Origin of the sequence: Wolbachia endosymbiont (group A) of Pogonocherus hispidulus (assembly GCF_964028195.1) — a bacterium.
In the GTDB taxonomy this organism is placed as follows: domain Bacteria; phylum Pseudomonadota; class Alphaproteobacteria; order Rickettsiales; family Anaplasmataceae; genus Wolbachia.
On sequence record NZ_OZ034750.1, the window covers coordinates 947,310 to 963,515 of the forward strand.

Annotated in this window: 14 protein-coding genes; 2 read left to right on the top strand and 12 right to left on the bottom strand. The window is 34.2% G+C overall.

What is annotated here, in order from left to right; translation table 11 throughout:
• Positions 1-135: 135 nt before the first annotated feature.
• The 7 genes from ffh to rseP form a co-directional block, all read right to left on the bottom strand.
• Positions 136-1,479 (bottom strand): signal recognition particle protein, encoded by a 1,344-nt coding sequence (gene ffh, locus ABWU58_RS04480; RefSeq protein WP_353282691.1) that lies wholly within the window; start codon positions 1,477-1,479, stop codon positions 136-138.
• The gene (locus ABWU58_RS04485; RefSeq protein WP_353282692.1) at positions 1,464-3,023 is read right to left on the bottom strand and encodes a proton-conducting transporter membrane subunit; all 1,560 of its coding nucleotides are present in this window, start codon (positions 3,021-3,023) and stop codon (positions 1,464-1,466) included. The genes ffh and ABWU58_RS04485 overlap by 16 nt, the downstream gene beginning before the upstream one ends.
• Before the next feature lie 303 nt (positions 3,024-3,326).
• Positions 3,327-6,170 (bottom strand): FAD-dependent oxidoreductase, encoded by a 2,844-nt coding sequence (locus ABWU58_RS04490; protein ID WP_353282693.1) that lies wholly within the window; start codon positions 6,168-6,170, stop codon positions 3,327-3,329.
• A gap of 29 nt (positions 6,171-6,199) precedes the next feature.
• Positions 6,200-6,640, bottom strand: a complete 441-nt coding sequence (fabZ, locus tag ABWU58_RS04495; RefSeq protein WP_064125117.1) for a 3-hydroxyacyl-ACP dehydratase FabZ — start codon at positions 6,638-6,640, stop codon at positions 6,200-6,202.
• Positions 6,641-6,644: 4 nt separating this feature from the next.
• Positions 6,645-7,196: an OmpH family outer membrane protein gene (locus ABWU58_RS04500; protein WP_353282694.1), complete on the bottom strand. Its 552-nt coding sequence runs from the start codon at positions 7,194-7,196 to the stop codon at positions 6,645-6,647.
• Entirely contained in the window at positions 7,197-9,533 is a 2,337-nt protein-coding gene (bamA, locus tag ABWU58_RS04505) for an outer membrane protein assembly factor BamA (RefSeq protein WP_353282695.1), read from the bottom strand. It lies immediately after the preceding gene.
• Between the two features lie 7 nt (positions 9,534-9,540).
• Complete coding sequence (rseP, locus tag ABWU58_RS04510) at positions 9,541-10,659, bottom strand: RIP metalloprotease RseP (RefSeq protein ID WP_353282696.1); 1,119 nt, start codon at positions 10,657-10,659, stop codon at positions 9,541-9,543.
• 100 nt (positions 10,660-10,759) lie between these two features.
• Between rseP and ABWU58_RS04515 the strand changes: the two genes are divergently transcribed.
• Positions 10,760-11,038, top strand: coding sequence for a succinate dehydrogenase assembly factor 2 (locus ABWU58_RS04515; RefSeq protein ID WP_182158663.1), 279 nt, complete (start codon positions 10,760-10,762; stop codon positions 11,036-11,038).
• Here the strand turns inward: ABWU58_RS04515 and ABWU58_RS04520 are convergent.
• The 3 genes from ABWU58_RS04520 to ABWU58_RS04530 all read right to left on the bottom strand — a co-directional run bounded on the left by ABWU58_RS04520 (position 11,013) and on the right by ABWU58_RS04530 (position 13,372).
• Positions 11,013-11,339 (bottom strand): cell division protein ZapA, encoded by a 327-nt coding sequence (locus tag ABWU58_RS04520; RefSeq protein WP_182183710.1) that lies wholly within the window; start codon positions 11,337-11,339, stop codon positions 11,013-11,015. The genes ABWU58_RS04515 and ABWU58_RS04520 overlap by 26 nt on opposite strands.
• Before the next feature lie 72 nt (positions 11,340-11,411).
• On the bottom strand, positions 11,412-11,690 hold the full coding sequence (locus tag ABWU58_RS04525; protein WP_010963035.1) for an HU family DNA-binding protein: 279 nt from the start codon (positions 11,688-11,690) through the stop codon (positions 11,412-11,414).
• A gap of 29 nt (positions 11,691-11,719) precedes the next feature.
• Entirely contained in the window at positions 11,720-13,372 is a 1,653-nt protein-coding gene (locus tag ABWU58_RS04530; protein WP_353282697.1) for a 30S ribosomal protein S1, read from the bottom strand.
• A 139-nt stretch (positions 13,373-13,511) separates the two neighbouring features.
• On the opposite strand from ABWU58_RS04530, the gene trmB reads away from it, so the two are divergent.
• Positions 13,512-14,177: a tRNA (guanosine(46)-N7)-methyltransferase TrmB gene (trmB, locus tag ABWU58_RS04535; protein ID WP_353282698.1), complete on the top strand. Its 666-nt coding sequence runs from the start codon at positions 13,512-13,514 to the stop codon at positions 14,175-14,177.
• 163 nt (positions 14,178-14,340) lie between these two features.
• Here the strand turns inward: trmB and ABWU58_RS04540 are convergent, their stop codons facing one another.
• Complete coding sequence (locus tag ABWU58_RS04540) at positions 14,341-14,466, bottom strand: hypothetical protein (RefSeq protein WP_353282699.1); 126 nt, start codon at positions 14,464-14,466, stop codon at positions 14,341-14,343.
• 976 nt (positions 14,467-15,442) lie between these two features.
• Complete coding sequence (locus ABWU58_RS04545) at positions 15,443-16,171, bottom strand: putative folate metabolism gamma-glutamate ligase (protein ID WP_353282700.1); 729 nt, start codon at positions 16,169-16,171, stop codon at positions 15,443-15,445.
• Between the last annotated feature and the right edge of the window lie 35 nt (positions 16,172-16,206).

A 16,206-nucleotide genomic window follows, 5' to 3' on the forward strand; every position in this document is an offset into this window, starting at 1 on the left:
CAGCTATAGTATTTCTTAAAATTAATAATAAATTTCTTGGCTAGCAAGAAGCTGTAAATTTTTTTGCAAGACCTAAGCCACTTTTGATATAGCTAAAGGTTTACTGACAATCGCCTCATTCCACTACCTGCTGACTTACTTTCTGCTTAGCATATCCATCAAATCAGATTCTTTGAGTTTACTATGGTCAACTTTACTGAACTTATTTACCACAGAGCTCATTTGATTATACTGCTTAATCAAAAGATTAACGTCAGTTACACTTGTTCCGGACCCCTTAGAAATTCTAAGTCTTCTTTTGCCATTTAAAATATCTGGATTTTGCCTTTCTTTTTCAGTCATTGAGTTTATGATGGCTATATATTTTTTCACTTTATTGTCATCTGGCACACTGCTACTTAGCTTTTTTGTGAATGAACCAGGAATGAATTTCATTATGTTGCTAATACCATCCATTTTATTGAGAGTTTTTAACATTCCCACTAGGTCGTTTAGGTCAAATTTACCCTTTTTTACTTTCTTTTGTAACTTATCAATTTCTTCCTGACCAACAATCTCAGCAGCTTTTTCAACCAATGAGACAACATCACCCATGCTAAGTATCCTTTTTGCAATTCTATCGGGGTAAAAATCATCGAGGTCACTTAATTTTTCACCACAAGCAATAAATTTAATTGGACAATTGGCGATCATTTTCATAGAAAGAGCAGCACCACCACGTGCATCACCATCAACACGGGTAAGAATAATGCCGGTTACACCTATTACCTCATTGAATGATTTGGCAATGTTGACCGCATCCTGGCCTATCATTGCGTCGGCTACTAAAATAACTTCTACAGGTAAAGCTATTTCCTTTACGGCTTTCAACTCATTCATCATATTATTGTCAATATGAAGCCTGCCTGCGGTGTCTAGTATTAATACATCATAATTATCGTTCTTTGCTGCTGCCAGTGCCCTTTTTGTAATTGCAATAGGACCCTCATTTATTACTATAGATAAAGTTTGTACGTCTATCTGTTTACCCAGCACCTCAAGTTGTTTCTGGGCAGCCGGCCTATAAATGTCTAAAGAGGCAAGCATCACTTTTTTCTTTTGCTTTTTTAGCTTTAAAGCAAGCTTTCCTGAGGTAGTTGTTTTACCTGCACCTTGTAAGCCCGCCATCATAATCACAGCAGGGGATTTAACTGCTAGATTTAAGTCACTTTTCTCTGATCCGAGAACTGCAACTAAATTATCCTGCACAATTTTAATTATCATTTGTGCTGGAGAAACACTTTTTATGACTTTTTCCCCAATCACTTTATCTTTAATGTCGTTGATGAATTTTTTTGCAACTTCAAGTGAAACGTCAGCTTCAATTAAAGCTATACGTATTTCACGCATGGCAAGATTAAAATCATCTTCAGAAATGATTGACTTTCCTCTTAGCTTACTAAATACAGAATTTAAACTTTCAGTTAACGATTTAAACATAATAGCATTAGTAGAATACTCATTAAAAAGAGAGAAGAAGCTGAAACAAAACTCACTGAGTTATAACCCAGCACTTCTTTAAGTTTAGTAATATTATTAAAGTATAAACCAGTAAGTGGATTAGTCAAGTTTTGCACTACATTGGCAGACATTTCTCTCACTTTAAAGATCAGCTGATTGAACAGCAAGATAATATAGGGTATGAAAGCTCTAAAAGTCCAATCAACATCCATTTTAAAATTTATTCTCGGGTAAAATAACTTGCGTAAAGGAATGAACAATAAAGTGGTACATAATAACAAATTAAATTGTGACAAAATATTTTTTGTGTTGTACACAAAATCGAAAATCGAAGGTTTATTGTAAATAGGTAAGTAAGGATTGCCAGCGATTACGCATATAAATGCTAAAATAATCATAGTCATTTTGCCTCCCCCCTCTGCTAAAGGTTTTGACTTACTTTTTGCAATAAACAAGTAATAAAGAAACTTTAGCCCCACGCTTAAATGAAGCAGCAAATTTAGAACCTTATATAAATTTTTATACCCTTTTAAGGCAACAGTGTTCATTTCAATTTCAGCTGTGATATATGATTTACTGATAAATCCAGCGGTTCCAGGAAATGCAGCCATTGTAAGTATTGCGATTATAGCACACATGCCTTCCACTGACATCAGTTTACCTACTCCATTAAAACTAATTGTTTTTGTTTGTGAAATAATTGAATTGCTGACCACAAACAATAATGATTGATAAACAAGAGAGAAGATTATATGCAGTATCAAAATTGGTATTGCCTTTTCTGAAGGGCTGAGTAAACCTCCTGCAATAATCAGCAAGCCCATTTGTCCTACAATATTATAGCATAAAAATCTACGAATATTTTGCTCAAGAGAAGCAAATATAATGCTGTAAATTGCAGTGATGGCGCCTACAAGCGCTAATATTTCAGTACAATCTTGCCATAGGTTATAAGTGTGTAAAAGCATCACTAAAAAAGAGACTTTAGTGGTAAATAAAGAGAGATATGTAGTGCCATGTAGCGATGCAGCAGGATATGCATCAACAACCCAAAACGAAAAAGGGAAACAAGCGCAGTTTATCAATAAACCTAAAATTATCAGGTTAGTACTTTGCAGTGCCAATCCTGCTGTTAATATAACTCCAACAAAAAAGTGTACACAAGCGTATCTTATTGCAGGCCCACTATCTTTACAGCCAGCTGCAATAATAAAAAATGCACTGATAGTCATTAATTCACAGAATATTATAACCAGTATTATCTGTTCAGATAATATTGCACATAGCGAACTAATAGTGTAAGCAGCAAAAGATAGCATCTCTGAAAAAGTCAAATTTTGTGCTGGTAGAACAGCCAAAAATGCAACTGGTAAAAAAGATATTAGTATGATACGAAAAGATAAATCAAAATCCAGAATTGGGAGAGACCAATTTACTGCAATGCTCAAATTTTCAGGTAATTTTAGGACTATAACTATTAATATAGTCAGTAGGAGTAACAGTGACGATTTACAAAGTTGCACAATAATTTAAACCAATATGGTTTATGCTATCTCAATATATGAATAAAATCAATTTGCATATTAACCACTAATTAAACTAATTATCATATAATTATATCAGAGTTTAGAGGGTTATAGAGAAACCGGTCAGATTAGGTTTTTAATCTAATCTGACCAATAGCTTTAATAGTGAGGTAAGCTTTAATATAGCATTCTTAATTCATAATGCTACACTCGTGCATAATTTATTTTTAATTTGTGCACGAGCGTTAGTAAATTATTTACTTTTTGAAATAAAATTTGGCATCATTTTAATATCCAGACCTAGTAGACTTCAGTAGGGCATCCAGTTGGGCCCATAAGAATTATTTGCTCGCCTTCTCTTAAGTGTCTGCATAAACCAGTGGAACCGCCGATTTCCAGCACAATAGTGGAAATAATTCCTTTTTTTTTGTCTACTTCAGTGCCGGTTACGGCTATACCTTCCATAGCAAGGTTTGTATTATTGGTTTTTCTGCTATTGGTTTCAAAATTTTGCAACCTAAAGAATTGTCCAGGTTTAAAATTCTTTGCCGCAAGTGGTGCTTTGATCACTATTTCCACAACTTTGTCTGTTAAATATTGAACTTTTATAACCTTTGCAGTGAATTGCTCTTTGATTTTATTGAAAAATTCTTTGTTAGCCAGATCTTCAACGCTTGACCACGCATTTTTTCTCTGGATCTCAGTGTCAGCTACTTGGATGACATCCTTTTTGGTGAAAGTTGCTCTTATATTACAACATTCATACAGTTGTGCACATGACTCCGAGATTCTAGCTGGAGTGACAGAAACGAAGCTATTAACTCTATTCAAAAGCTGGGAAATAATAGGGTAGCCGTTTTTAGCACTTGCCATAGCTTTCACGACGCTGCCGCTATACGAAGGATGAAGATCACCAAAAAAGCTGATTGTTTTATTGCCTTGCTTATACACTAATATTCTATCTTTATTTTGCATTTTAGGAGAGAATATTGGATCTATTTCTTTTCCTGATGAATTCAAATGAGTAAAATACCCATTACTTAATTTAAAATGCTTTTTATCTTCTGTTGCAATAACCGTATTTGGCTCAGTACCTGCTGCTATAAAAATAGAACGTGCTTTTATACGTTTGATTTCGCCGGATTTTGTGTCTATCAGTTTTATTGATTCAGCATGGTTATATTTATCCGTCACAACTTCAACTGGCTCTAAGTTTTCAATAAAGTAAATCCCTTCTGACAGCGCATTTTGCACCTCTTCGCTATTTAATCGATAACTTGGTGAATCTTTTAGCTCTTTTCTATATACAATTTTCACTCCCCCCAAGCTCTGCATTAACTCTAATATTTTTATTTCTCTACTCTCTTTTTTTGCTAACTCTTGCTCTGTTCGGATCAACTTTGCGTGCGATATAAATTCATTCGCAATTTCATGTTCTTCTTCTGTCCAATCTTTTTCAACATAGTCTTTTCCATATTTACCAACCAATACCTCGTAACGAAGAAGAAATTTTTCTACTTGAATTGGATAATACGCTAAAGCTTCAGTGGCAGTGTCAATCGCAGTAAGCCCCGCACCTATGACAACTATCGGCATACGAACTTGCAGATTTGCTATAGAATCAAATTTAAGAGCGCCAGTCAGTTGTAACGACATAAGAAAGTCAGATGCCATACGCACTCCACGAGCTAGTATATTCTTTATTTTGATCATTCGTGGCTTGCCAGAGCCAAGCGCTAAAGCGATGTGATCAAAACCCAAGTTGAACGCGTCATCAACATTAATCGTGCCACCAAAACGAATGCCTCCATAAAGTGCGAAATTCTCACGTCTTTCCAGCAGTAATCTAATAATCTTTAAGTAATTCTTATCCCACCGAGAAGTAATGCCATATTCTGCCACCCCACCAAACCCATCTGCCATGCGTTCACTCAATTTTTCGTGTTTGAAATCTTTAATTAGTTGGAAATTATCGATCAAAGGCTCAATTTTTAATCCATCAATGGCGATAACGTTATGCCCATCATTCAACAAATGATGAGCTAAATTAAAACCAGCAGGACCAAGGCCTACAACTAGAACGTTTTTTCCGGTGTTTTCTCTTGGCAATGAACGCTGAAAATTTAAAGGATTCCAACGGCTGAGCAGAGAATATATTTCAAATCCGTACGGTAAACTAAGCACATCATCCAAAATCCTTGTTTCAATCATTGGCACATTCACGGGTTCTTGTTTCTGATATATGCACGAGTTCATGCAGTCATTGCATATTCTGTGCCCAGTAGCCGCACATAATGGGTTATCTATCATCACAATTGCAAGGCTTGCTATGCTGTAACCTTCGCTTTTCACCAGATTCATTTCTGATATTTTCTGTTCTAGTGGGCAGCCATGCAGCTCAACTTTTAGTGGGGATTGTTTAAAAGTATTGTCGTTATTAATTAGCCCCTTTGAGCAGCTGTCCTTATTTTGCTTATGACAGAATATGCAGTAGTGAGCGTTATCTAATGCTTTATTCAAACTCACCTTTTTGCTTGTTAGATCAAAACCATATCGTCTTTTTACTTCATTTGAATACAGCACTTCAACTTTGTCCACTTCTTTTTTAGAAAATGGCATGAGGTTTTCGTGGTCGATTTTTTTATGAATACTGAATAATATACTCTGTTTATTTTTTACTCTCCACACTGCATATTGTGCCGCAAGTTCTATTTCTTCTTTGTGATTTTCTTTATCTTCAAACCAATGCATCACCTGCTCGGCAAAATTTTTTTCTGTTGTTGGCAAAGTGAGAAAATGACTTAGTTTGTTAGTAATATCTATATTCGCCACATTAATGTATTTCTTCAATGCGTAGCGTTGGACAAATAACCTTTTGCATTTATATATCACAGCAAAATCATTGTGTTTTTTCTTTAGCTCTTCTATTTCTTTTTCAATGTTGAAAAGTTTTGCAATGAACTCGTCAAATAAATATGAGAGGTCTATTATTAACTGGCTACCACCAATCTGATTTTTCCTTGCTTCAATTAATGAACAAAACAAGCTTTCATCACATGATTTAATATAATTCAAAAATGTCTCATCCAATTTTATTAATCCACTGCGAGTATATAAATTTGAAAATGAGATATTAAGCTGCATTATACAGTATGCACACTGTTTTTTGTATATTACGTATTTTGTAGCATAGCTAAAATCGTTGCTTCTGCAACCTTTTCTTCACCAACATACGCAATACACTCAAATTTACATGCACTTAAACGTGCGTTTTTAACATTAGCTTGCAGAATCAGTGTGTCCCCTGGAGTGACTGGCTTTCTGAATTTTGCATTTTCAATAGACATAAAGTAAATAGCTTTGTTTTCTATTGTACCTTGACTTTCTTTACCAAGAACACATATAGCAGATGCTTGAGCTAGAGATTCAATTATCAAGACTCCTGGCATTATTGGATGACCAGGGAAATGACCAATAAAAAATGGCTCATTGAAAGTCACATTTTTGATTGCTTTTATACTTTTACCAGGATCACACTCTATAACCCTATCTACTAAGAGAAACGGATAAGAATGTGGTAGTATTTTTATAATATCACTGATATTAAATTGCATAAGCCTACTCAATGCCTTTTAAAGCAAATTCAGGTATTTCCTTGTTTATATTGTTTAATACCATATCCGATAAATCAACTTCATCCATAGAGTATAAAACTTGGTTCTTTTTTGAAATAAATAGTACCAAATCTATGTTGTCTTTTTCTGCCGTTTTTTTAGCAACTTCTTTTATCTTGTTAAAAACACTCTCTACTGCATCTCTATAACTTTCTTCTAAATACAACATTTTTTTAGCGTAAGCATCTCTAGCATTTACAGTATGCTTATTAAACTGTTCTGTCTTTTCCTTTTTTGCTTCTTCTGACAAAAGTTCAAATTCTTCTTTTGATGGTTTGAATTTTTCTAACTCATTTTCAAATTCTTGTTGTAATTTAGAATTTTGCTCTTTTATTTGTTGTTGTATGTTTTGCAGAGCAAGGGACTCATTGATAACTTTATCACTATCAATAATGGCAGCCTTTGTGTTCTGAGGTTGATATCCTACAAACTTATACCCCACACATAAGGAAATAATTAAGGCAATAACTGATATAAATAACTGTATATATTTCATTCAAATCCCCGCTTCAATAGAAAATTTAACATTTGGTGATGGTATTATATCATAAGATTCCTTTACTAAAGGAAACCCGAAATCCAATCTAAGTCTACCAAAAGGAGAAAGCATTGAAAAGCCAAAACCTGGTGACACTCTCACAAGCTTGCTATCGTAGTATTTCCCTTCATACTTCTTATTTTTATCATCTAAGCCGAAAAGTGTTGCATAGTCAACAAATAGTGAGCCTTTGATACCAGCATAGTCATATAGTTTTGGTAGAGGAAAATCCACTTGCTGTATTAGATTAAAATAAGTTTTGCCTCCCAATGAGCTTTTATTTTTGTCTTCTGCTCTTGGTCCAATGCCGGAAAGGTCAAACCCTCTAATCTCATTACCCCCTTTAAAAAAGTGCTGGCCAATGTTTAGATTTTCATCAGTATAAGAAAAAATATGACCTGCCGCCATCTTAAAGCGTAGCGTTATATCATCGTCAATTTTGCTTAATATAGGATGCGTATAAAAAGATAAGAATTCAGATTTTAGGAAATTCACATTTCCTCCTAATCCTGAAATATCCTGACTTAAGCGCAGTAAATACCCTTCTTTTGGAGTATAGAGGTTATCCAGTTTATTATATGCCAACGTGTATCCCACTGATGAAATCTGATGTTCACCTTTTCGGTCCAGTATTATTTCAGAGATATCGGTGTCTTGTCCACCCTTATTATCCATGTGTATATGATTATACTTATAAGAATAGCGAAGGGAATTAGTTAAGTTCTCTGTGACTTTATATGATAATTTTGTAAAAAATCCCATATCGCAACTATCAAAAGTAGTGTTTGGTTTATCTTGTTTTTCGTAAAATACGCCTACACTTAGTGATGTATCAGAATCATTAAAATTATTTTCAACAAACTCTAAATCAGTAGAAAATACGTATTGACTTTTTTCGAGAGCAAAAGAGAGCTCTTTTCCAGTACCAAATAAATTACGGTCTTTGAGGTCAATTTTAATCAATGCTCCACCAGGAAGAGACACACCTCCTCCCAAATACAACGAAGTAGTGTTTTTTTCTTTAACATTTAAGTCAAGATTTACTGCATCATCATTAACTGCGTAACTATTTACTTTCACTGTTTCAAAAAAATCACTACTCATTAGTTTTTTACGTGATTTTTGAATCTCAGATATATTGTACGCATCACCTTCTGCTATACTTAGCTTACTTCTGATTACTTTATCTAAAGTGCGATCGTTACCATCAATTGTAATTTGATTTATATAAATCTTTTTACCCGGCAGCACTCTGTAGGTTACATCTACAACATTGTCACGTTGTACATACTCTGGATTAACTTTTGCAAATATATATCCTTTCTCATTTAAATACTTGTTTATTTTTTCTACTGTATTATTAATTTTAACTCTATTAAATACCTTATCGTTTTCCTCTGTTATAAAGTCCAATATTTCTTCTTTTAGGCTCAAATCCTGAATTTCAGTTTCAATATTAACCTCATTATTTCCAAACAAATATTGCTGTCCTTCGTCAATCAAAAAAGTCAACTCTATCTGATTGTTATTATCAATCTCAACAATCGGTTGAATATTATTTTGAATATATCCTTTAGATGAATAAAAACGATCGAGCAATTCTGTGTTAATCAATAAATATTGTGGTGAATAATGATTTCCGCCTTTAAAAATGGCTCTAAATAACTTACTAAATATGTCATTACTATGCACTTTAATAGCTTGCTCTAGCTCATTTTCAGAAAAGTTTTTGTTACCTATAAATCTTATATCCTTAATTTTAGAGGTTTTACCTTCTTTTATTTTAAAAATTAGATTGACCCTATTACTATCAAGCTTATTCAGCTCATATTCAATTTTAACACCAACCTTACCGTTATTTCTATAAGTAGTGATTAAATTCATTAAATCGTTTTGCAATTTTGTTTCAGTGAAAATAGTTAGCGATTTTGACTGAATTACATTATTTAGCAGCTCTTTGCTGTTAAATAATTTATTACCCTTTAATATTATCTTGTTAATTAGTGGATTTTCTTGAATTTCTACTACTAAATTTTTTTTATCATCGATATAAGCGTTAACACTAGCAAACAACTTTGTTTTATATAAACCTTTTATAATCGAATCTATATCATCGTCGTCTACATAGCTACCAGGTTCTAACTTTATATAAAACCCTATTGTTTGATTGCTTACTCGCTCATTGCCAATGCATTTGATATCTTTTATCTGTACTTTTTCCTTGTTTTCTAAAGCAACAAGTAGAGCGGGAAAGGAGATAAAAATTACTATTAGTATGTAAAATAGCTTTTTCATATTTATTTTAAAAAAGACTCCTAATATCATTCGAAATTGCAATTGCCATCAGCAAGAACAAAATGAAAGCACCAAAGGTAGCCTCATATTTTTGATATTTCAAACTTAAATCTCTACGTATAACTGCTTCTATAATATAACGAAATAAATGCCCACCATCCAGTAGCGGAATTGGTAGCAAGTTAATCGCAGCTAAATTAGCTGAAATAATTGCCATGAGATACACAACCATAATAAATCCTTTTTTGGCTGATTGCCCTGAATATTTTGCAATTTTTATTGGTCCACCTATTTCACTTGCACTTCTCTTACCAACGATAATTTGAAAGATAGCTTTGATCGTTAAGCACATAGTGTGGTAAGTTTCACTTACTGATAAGCTCACAGCCCCAAGAAAAGATGACTGCTTTAATGTATTGACTGAAATAATCCCTATAGTTTCTCTTTCTATTATGTTGCCAAAAACATCTCTACTCTCAATTGTCAATGGAGTCAGGCTAGTTCTACGCTCCTCATTATTTCTGCTATATTTAATTTCCATTCTCGTCTTGGGGTTCGACATTATCACACGTGAAATATCTTCAAAGTATTTTATTTTATGCTCATTGATTTGTGTAATAGTGTCACCTGGTAATAGGCCAGCTTGTTTGGCTGCACTTCCTTCAATTACATCCCTAATCACCGGTGGAGTGCGGTAATAACCTGCCGTGCTAAAAAATATTGTAAAAGCTATAACAGCAAGTATCATATTTGCAAAAGGTCCTGCAAAAACCACTGCTGCTTTTTTATACCGCGGTTTTGTATGAAATGAATACAACTTTTCTTCTTCAGTTAATTCTTTTTGATCAGCTGGGACACTCGCTGCATTAGTATCCCCTAACATTTTAACATAACCACCCAGTGGAACAGCACTTAATTTCCATCTAGTTCCAGACTTATCGTTAAAACCAAAAATTTCAGGACCAAAACCTATAGAAAAAGATTCAACTTTAACTTTGCATGCTTTAGCAACAATATAATGCCCATATTCATGCACGAATACTATGACAGAAATTATTAAAGAAAATGATAAAAAACAATATATTCCATCGCCAAACTGATGAATGAAATTCGAAATTAACTCCACCTGTATATTTAGATCTTAACAAAATGTTAAGTATATTAAAACGCGCCTCGCTTGACAAGTATTTAGTTTAACTTTTAAATTAAAAAAAAGTTTAATTGTAATGACAGATACCTCACTACTCAGAAGAAAATTGATGTATAGAAGCTGGCATAGGGGTTGCAAAGAAACCGATATACTTTTAGGGCATTTCGCATTGAAATATCTTGATAAATTTTCCTTGAGCGAACTAATCGAATACGAAAAAATAGTTGATCTTGATGATTACGAATTATATTGTTACATAACTCGTAAGACAAACCTCCCTCCTGGCTTAAATAGTCAGATAGTCAATTTAATTGCTTGCTTTATTGAAGCTAATCCTTTATGCACTCAAGATTAGTGATAATCTTATTTACCTTATCTAGTACCTCAATATATTCTATTCTTTTCTCGTTTCTATACTTTTCGCGCTCTTGATTTGCTTCATCCAACCGCTTTGTTAATTCTAAAATTTTATCCTCAAGAATTAGTGCTGCAAGTAAGAAATTTAATGCATCCGAACCCTTGCCTCCAGTTTTTTGAGATACAGAACCAACTAGCTTGTCAAAACTATTAGCAAGGCGTAATAAATGGCTCTTCTTCCCACTTTCGCAAGATATTTTATATGTGTTATTACGTATAACTATTTCTACTACTTGCATATGGTGCTAAAAATTTCTATCGTACAGTATAAACTCAAACCCCTACTTTCATCTTATTTATGGTATAAATTTTTATTCATTTATCAAATCAGATAATTTTTTACTGCTACGAAAATATGTTTTAAAGTATTGATTCTTTGTAAACTTCTGTAACATTAAATGGCTTGTTTCTTTCAAGTTATAACTTCTAACTGAAAAAGAACCAAACCCCCTAATTTCAACTCTATTATGATGTTTCAATGTGCTTGAAAGTATCCCAAAAAATCTATCAACTATAGCTGCTATAACAATCTTATCTAAAAAAGGATGTCTTTTTGCTACCCTCGCTATTATATCAGACTTTGTTGCCATTTATATGAAGCCAAAATAAGTAAACCTTATCACTTAGCAGATAATACTATGTTATATTCTTCAACACCCAATACTTCAACTTCTATTTTTTCTGATATAGAGAACTTTTTATTTTCCGGTAAATGCTCTTGATCTATTAGAAGGGTTACATCGTTCTCAACTTCAACGACTAGTCCATTATCTTCTCTCTTACCTACAATAACCTGTATTTTATCGCCTACCTTAACTTTCTTTATCAGTTCTTCAAGAGGATCATACTCTATTTGTTTTATTCCAAGATAAATTCTTGCCCGATTCACGTTAGCCCTTATTACTTTTGCTTCTATTTTATCACCTAAATTATACTTCTTTATCTCATCTGAGCTATTTTTAGACCGACTTAAATCTTTCACATATATTGTCCCTTCTACGTTCTCATCTATTTCAGAATCATTGAAAGCAACAGATACATATGAGCCAGTATTATTCTTCACTTCACCAGAAACAATAGAACCAGGAGGATATTTATTGATAAATACTTGCCAAGGGTTGTCTACACACCTTTTCATGCTTAAACTCATCCTACTCTTAGCAATGTCAATACTGAGAATTTTTACATATACTTCTTGTCCCCTTGTTACGAGACTACTAACTGGTAAACTACTCTTAACCCAAGTTATTTCTGACGAGTGCACTAAACCTTCAATTCCAGGTCTAAGCTCAACAAACAATCCATAATCTTCTATGCTTGTTACATAACCCTTATGCACACTATCAATTGGATACTTTGACTCTGCATCTTGCCAAGGGCTATCTTCTAGCTGCTTCACACCCAAAGAAATTTTAGCATTTTCCTTATCTATTTTTATAATTTTAACTTTTATAATCTGGCCACAAGCAAAAACTGCAGATGGATGACTTACTCTACTCCAAGAGATATCTGTAATATGTAGCAATCCATCTATAACTCCCACTGCATCTGATTCATGAATACCGACAAATACACCGTAATGAGTGATGCTTTTTATTTTTCCTTCTATTATATCGCCTTCATTTAAAGATTCTAAAAATTTAATTTTTTCACCAGCGTGCAATTTTTCTAACACCAGCTTTCTTGACACTACAATATTACCTTGCTTCTTATCCATTTTAAGCACGATGAACTTTTGTTCAGTTTCAATAAGGTGCTTCGCGTCTTTTACTTGCTTCAAATCCACATGACTCAGCGGTAAAAAAGCGCTTATTCCGTCACCAAGATCAACAATAAAACCACATTTAATTGAGCGTTTAATAACTCCGCTTACTTCAGCTCTTGTAACTGTATCTTCTTCCAACTTACTCCATTTCTCGTCTCTAATTGCTTTTTCACGGCTAAGAACAACATTACCATGATAATCTTCAATTCTTTCCACATAAACTCTAATTTTCGAGCCAATAATGATCTCATCATTACAACCGAGTTCCTTGATCAGAATTCTCCCGTCAGACTTTAAACCAATATCAACCACAACGTCGTTAGGGTTTATTCTTGTAATTACACCTTCTACCACATCTCCTTCTTTAATTTTGTTAACAAAAGAATCTTCAAACAAGGCATTATCTTGATCCTCAAATTGGCCTTGACATATCTCTTCTATAAACTTGTTTGATGATAGCTTTCTGATAGTAACCGGTAGATTTACAACTGGATTATTATTATTCATACCTTTAATTTAAACTTTATTAGAACTCATATATTATATAATATTAACAATTATTGACAAGTAATTTTTCGTTAATTCATTTCGAGAATTGTTTAAGCTATGTAAAATGTAGTGAGAAAATTATATATGTATCAAGAATATGCTATTTAAGAATAGCAAGTGGACTAGATCGTTCTCCAGAAGGTCCAGGCTAAAACCGGATGTTGATGAAATATTGGAAAGATATTCTATTCAAAACAGCAAGGAATCTATAGAGAAGATCGTAAATTCACAAAAAAGAATATGGGTAGAAATAGGCTTTGGCAACGGTGAAAATATGCTTTACCAGGTGCTCAATGAACCTGATCTATTATTTATAGGATGTGAGCCCTACTTAAAGGGGGTTTCTCGCTTGCTAACAAACATAGAAATACAAAACATAAAAAACATTTTAATATGGACAGAAGATGCAAGAGAATTGATTGCAAATTTTCCTGACAATAGTGTTGAAAGATTCTTTATCCTCTTTCCAGATCCATGGCCAAAAAGAAGTCACAATAAAAGACGATTAATTAATACGGAATTTTTAAATTTATTAGCAAAAAAAATACTTATAACAGGGGAAATATTCATTGCAACCGATTATCAGGACTATGCAGAGTGGATAGCATCACATATAAAGCAGTGTAACTCTTTAATCTATAGGGAAGACGATTTCACAAGTTATACTCTTACAAAATACCACAGAAGAGCGCTCAAAGATCAGCGTAAAGTGAGGTTCTTTAAAGTAAGTGTTATTAATAATTTGCAGACTATGGATCAATAGAGTTTTTGCATATCTCTTTTACGTTAACTATAGATTAAAAATAATAAAAAAAGAGGGAGAAATAGAGTAAATTCCTTTAACTACTTCTCCTTATGAAGGAATAGACTTCTTGCATAACCCAAACTAAGTAGAAAAAAGGTATCATCCGAGTAGCTCTCCTTTGTCATCCGAGTAGCTGAATACTTGGATCCAGCCTTTCCATCCAAGACGGCAGTGCCCAGACACTGGAATCCAGAAAAAAGAATGGTGTCATTCCAGTGCCTTGACTACTTGGATCCAGGTTGTTCACAAGCAAACTAGCATAGAAAGTGGTTACAACATTTTCGATGAGATTATATGGAAAACTGGATTCCAGTGTCAAGCACTGGAATGACACCCTACTTAACCGTCATACCGCGATTCATTCGCGGTATCTCAGCCGCTAACACGTAGCGGGATGACGAGGCTTATCGTCATGCCACCGCGAACCGTCATACCGCGATTCATTCGCGGTATCTCTTAGCCGCTAACAAGTAGCGGGATGACGAGGCTTATCGTCATACCGCCACGAACCATCATACCGCCACGAACCGTCATACCGCGATTCATTCGCGGTATCTCAGCCGCTAACACGTAGCGGGATCTATACCGCCGCGGCGCTAACAAGTAGCGGAATACTTAACCGTCATACCTTAACATAGATCCCGCTAACAAGTAGCGGGATGACGAATTACTTAACCATCATCTACACCGTCATACCGTGATTTATTCACGGTATCTCTTAGCCGCTAACAAGCAGCGGGATGACAGCAATCCTACGTCATGCCGCCGCGAACCGTCATACCGTCACGGTATCTCTAGATCCCGCTAACAAGTAGCGGGATGACGATTGTCGTTTAGCCATAAATATTTAAGAAATTTACCAAATGAAAAAAAAGGCAAAAGAAGCCCCGTGGTGCTGGTTTTGACTCTCTAATACTTTAAATTGGCGCTGTAATAATGTTCTAACGCTTAAATTAAGCGCGATTTGGCTGAATATAGAAAAAATAAAAAAGACATGCAGCCGCTATAATTTTATGTAATCCGCCAAAAAATACCCTAAGTTTTTTACTGAATTTTGTCATTGAGCCTGCAGGTCAAAAACAAGTTTTGAGTCATAAATACCCTTAATACTACAATAAGGGGGCTGGCGAAGGGTGTCAAGTAAGTTTTTTCGTTTCTATTCCCAATAAAAGTTCGTTATATGGTTATGCAAGAAGTCTAATAGCAAATTTTTAAGTTCCTCTTTAACTCTTTAACCAACGGGTTCCCATGAGGAGAGGAGAATAAAGATCTTCTTCCATAGATATCTTAACACTTTTTTCTTCTTCTACAGTTGGCGGACGAGTAAGAAAGTGAACCTTTGATGCACCACTAATTATTGCCATTGGTGTTTGCTCCGCCCCTTCTCCCATAACTAAAACAGCAGACGTTGCCAGCGCATCAAGAAGATTGACTTGTGTTACTTGCAGTGATTGATTATAAAGATCTGGCTTGCCTATATAGGAATAAAGTGGTTCAAATCCACACCAACCAAGAGCAACGCCCGTAACCCCACGACGCATAGGTGTTACATTACTATCTGTAATCAAAATACCAAGATGTTTTATGCAGTGTTTTGTCTTGAGATAGTTCCATATTGATAGAGCTGTTTTCTGAACATCCTTTGGGTATAAAATATACATTTCATTACCATTTGATTCATCAATGCCAGCAGATGGAATTAAGATATTATCTTTAATCGTTAAACAGATACTGTGAGCCATATCAACAATTGCATCAGCTTCTCTTTTGATTAGCTCTTCTTTAGAACAAGCAGTTTTGCAAACCACTTGTTTTTGACAAATGGAAATGATTTTCGATGTGATAGCAAGAATAACTTCCTCTTTTAGCAACTCTGAAACATAGCAATCAAGAACTTGCTCTAATACTTCTCCACATTCAATGCGGTGGGTATAAATTGCTTTAACATACATACTATTACATCAAAAAGTTTCTCATAAAAGCCCTC

Coding starts and splice junctions, on each gene's coding strand:
- ABWU58_RS04490 (WP_353282693.1), bottom strand. CDS start 6,170: ATGCAGCTTAATATCTCATTTTCAAATTTATATACTCGCAGTGGATTA.
- ffh (WP_353282691.1), bottom strand. CDS start 1,479: ATGTTTAAATCGTTAACTGAAAGTTTAAATTCTGTATTTAGTAAGCTA.
- ABWU58_RS04545 (WP_353282700.1), bottom strand. CDS start 16,171: ATGTATGTTAAAGCAATTTATACCCACCGCATTGAATGTGGAGAAGTA.
- ABWU58_RS04520 (WP_182183710.1), bottom strand. CDS start 11,339: ATGCAAGTAGTAGAAATAGTTATACGTAATAACACATATAAAATATCT.
- ABWU58_RS04515 (WP_182158663.1), top strand. CDS start 10,760: ATGACAGATACCTCACTACTCAGAAGAAAATTGATGTATAGAAGCTGG.
- ABWU58_RS04500 (WP_353282694.1), bottom strand. CDS start 7,196: ATGAAATATATACAGTTATTTATATCAGTTATTGCCTTAATTATTTCC.
- trmB (WP_353282698.1), top strand. CDS start 13,512: ATGCTATTTAAGAATAGCAAGTGGACTAGATCGTTCTCCAGAAGGTCC.
- ABWU58_RS04525 (WP_010963035.1), bottom strand. CDS start 11,690: ATGGCAACAAAGTCTGATATAATAGCGAGGGTAGCAAAAAGACATCCT.
- fabZ (WP_064125117.1), bottom strand. CDS start 6,640: ATGCAATTTAATATCAGTGATATTATAAAAATACTACCACATTCTTAT.
- bamA (WP_353282695.1), bottom strand. CDS start 9,533: ATGAAAAAGCTATTTTACATACTAATAGTAATTTTTATCTCCTTTCCC.
- ABWU58_RS04530 (WP_353282697.1), bottom strand. CDS start 13,372: ATGAATAATAATAATCCAGTTGTAAATCTACCGGTTACTATCAGAAAG.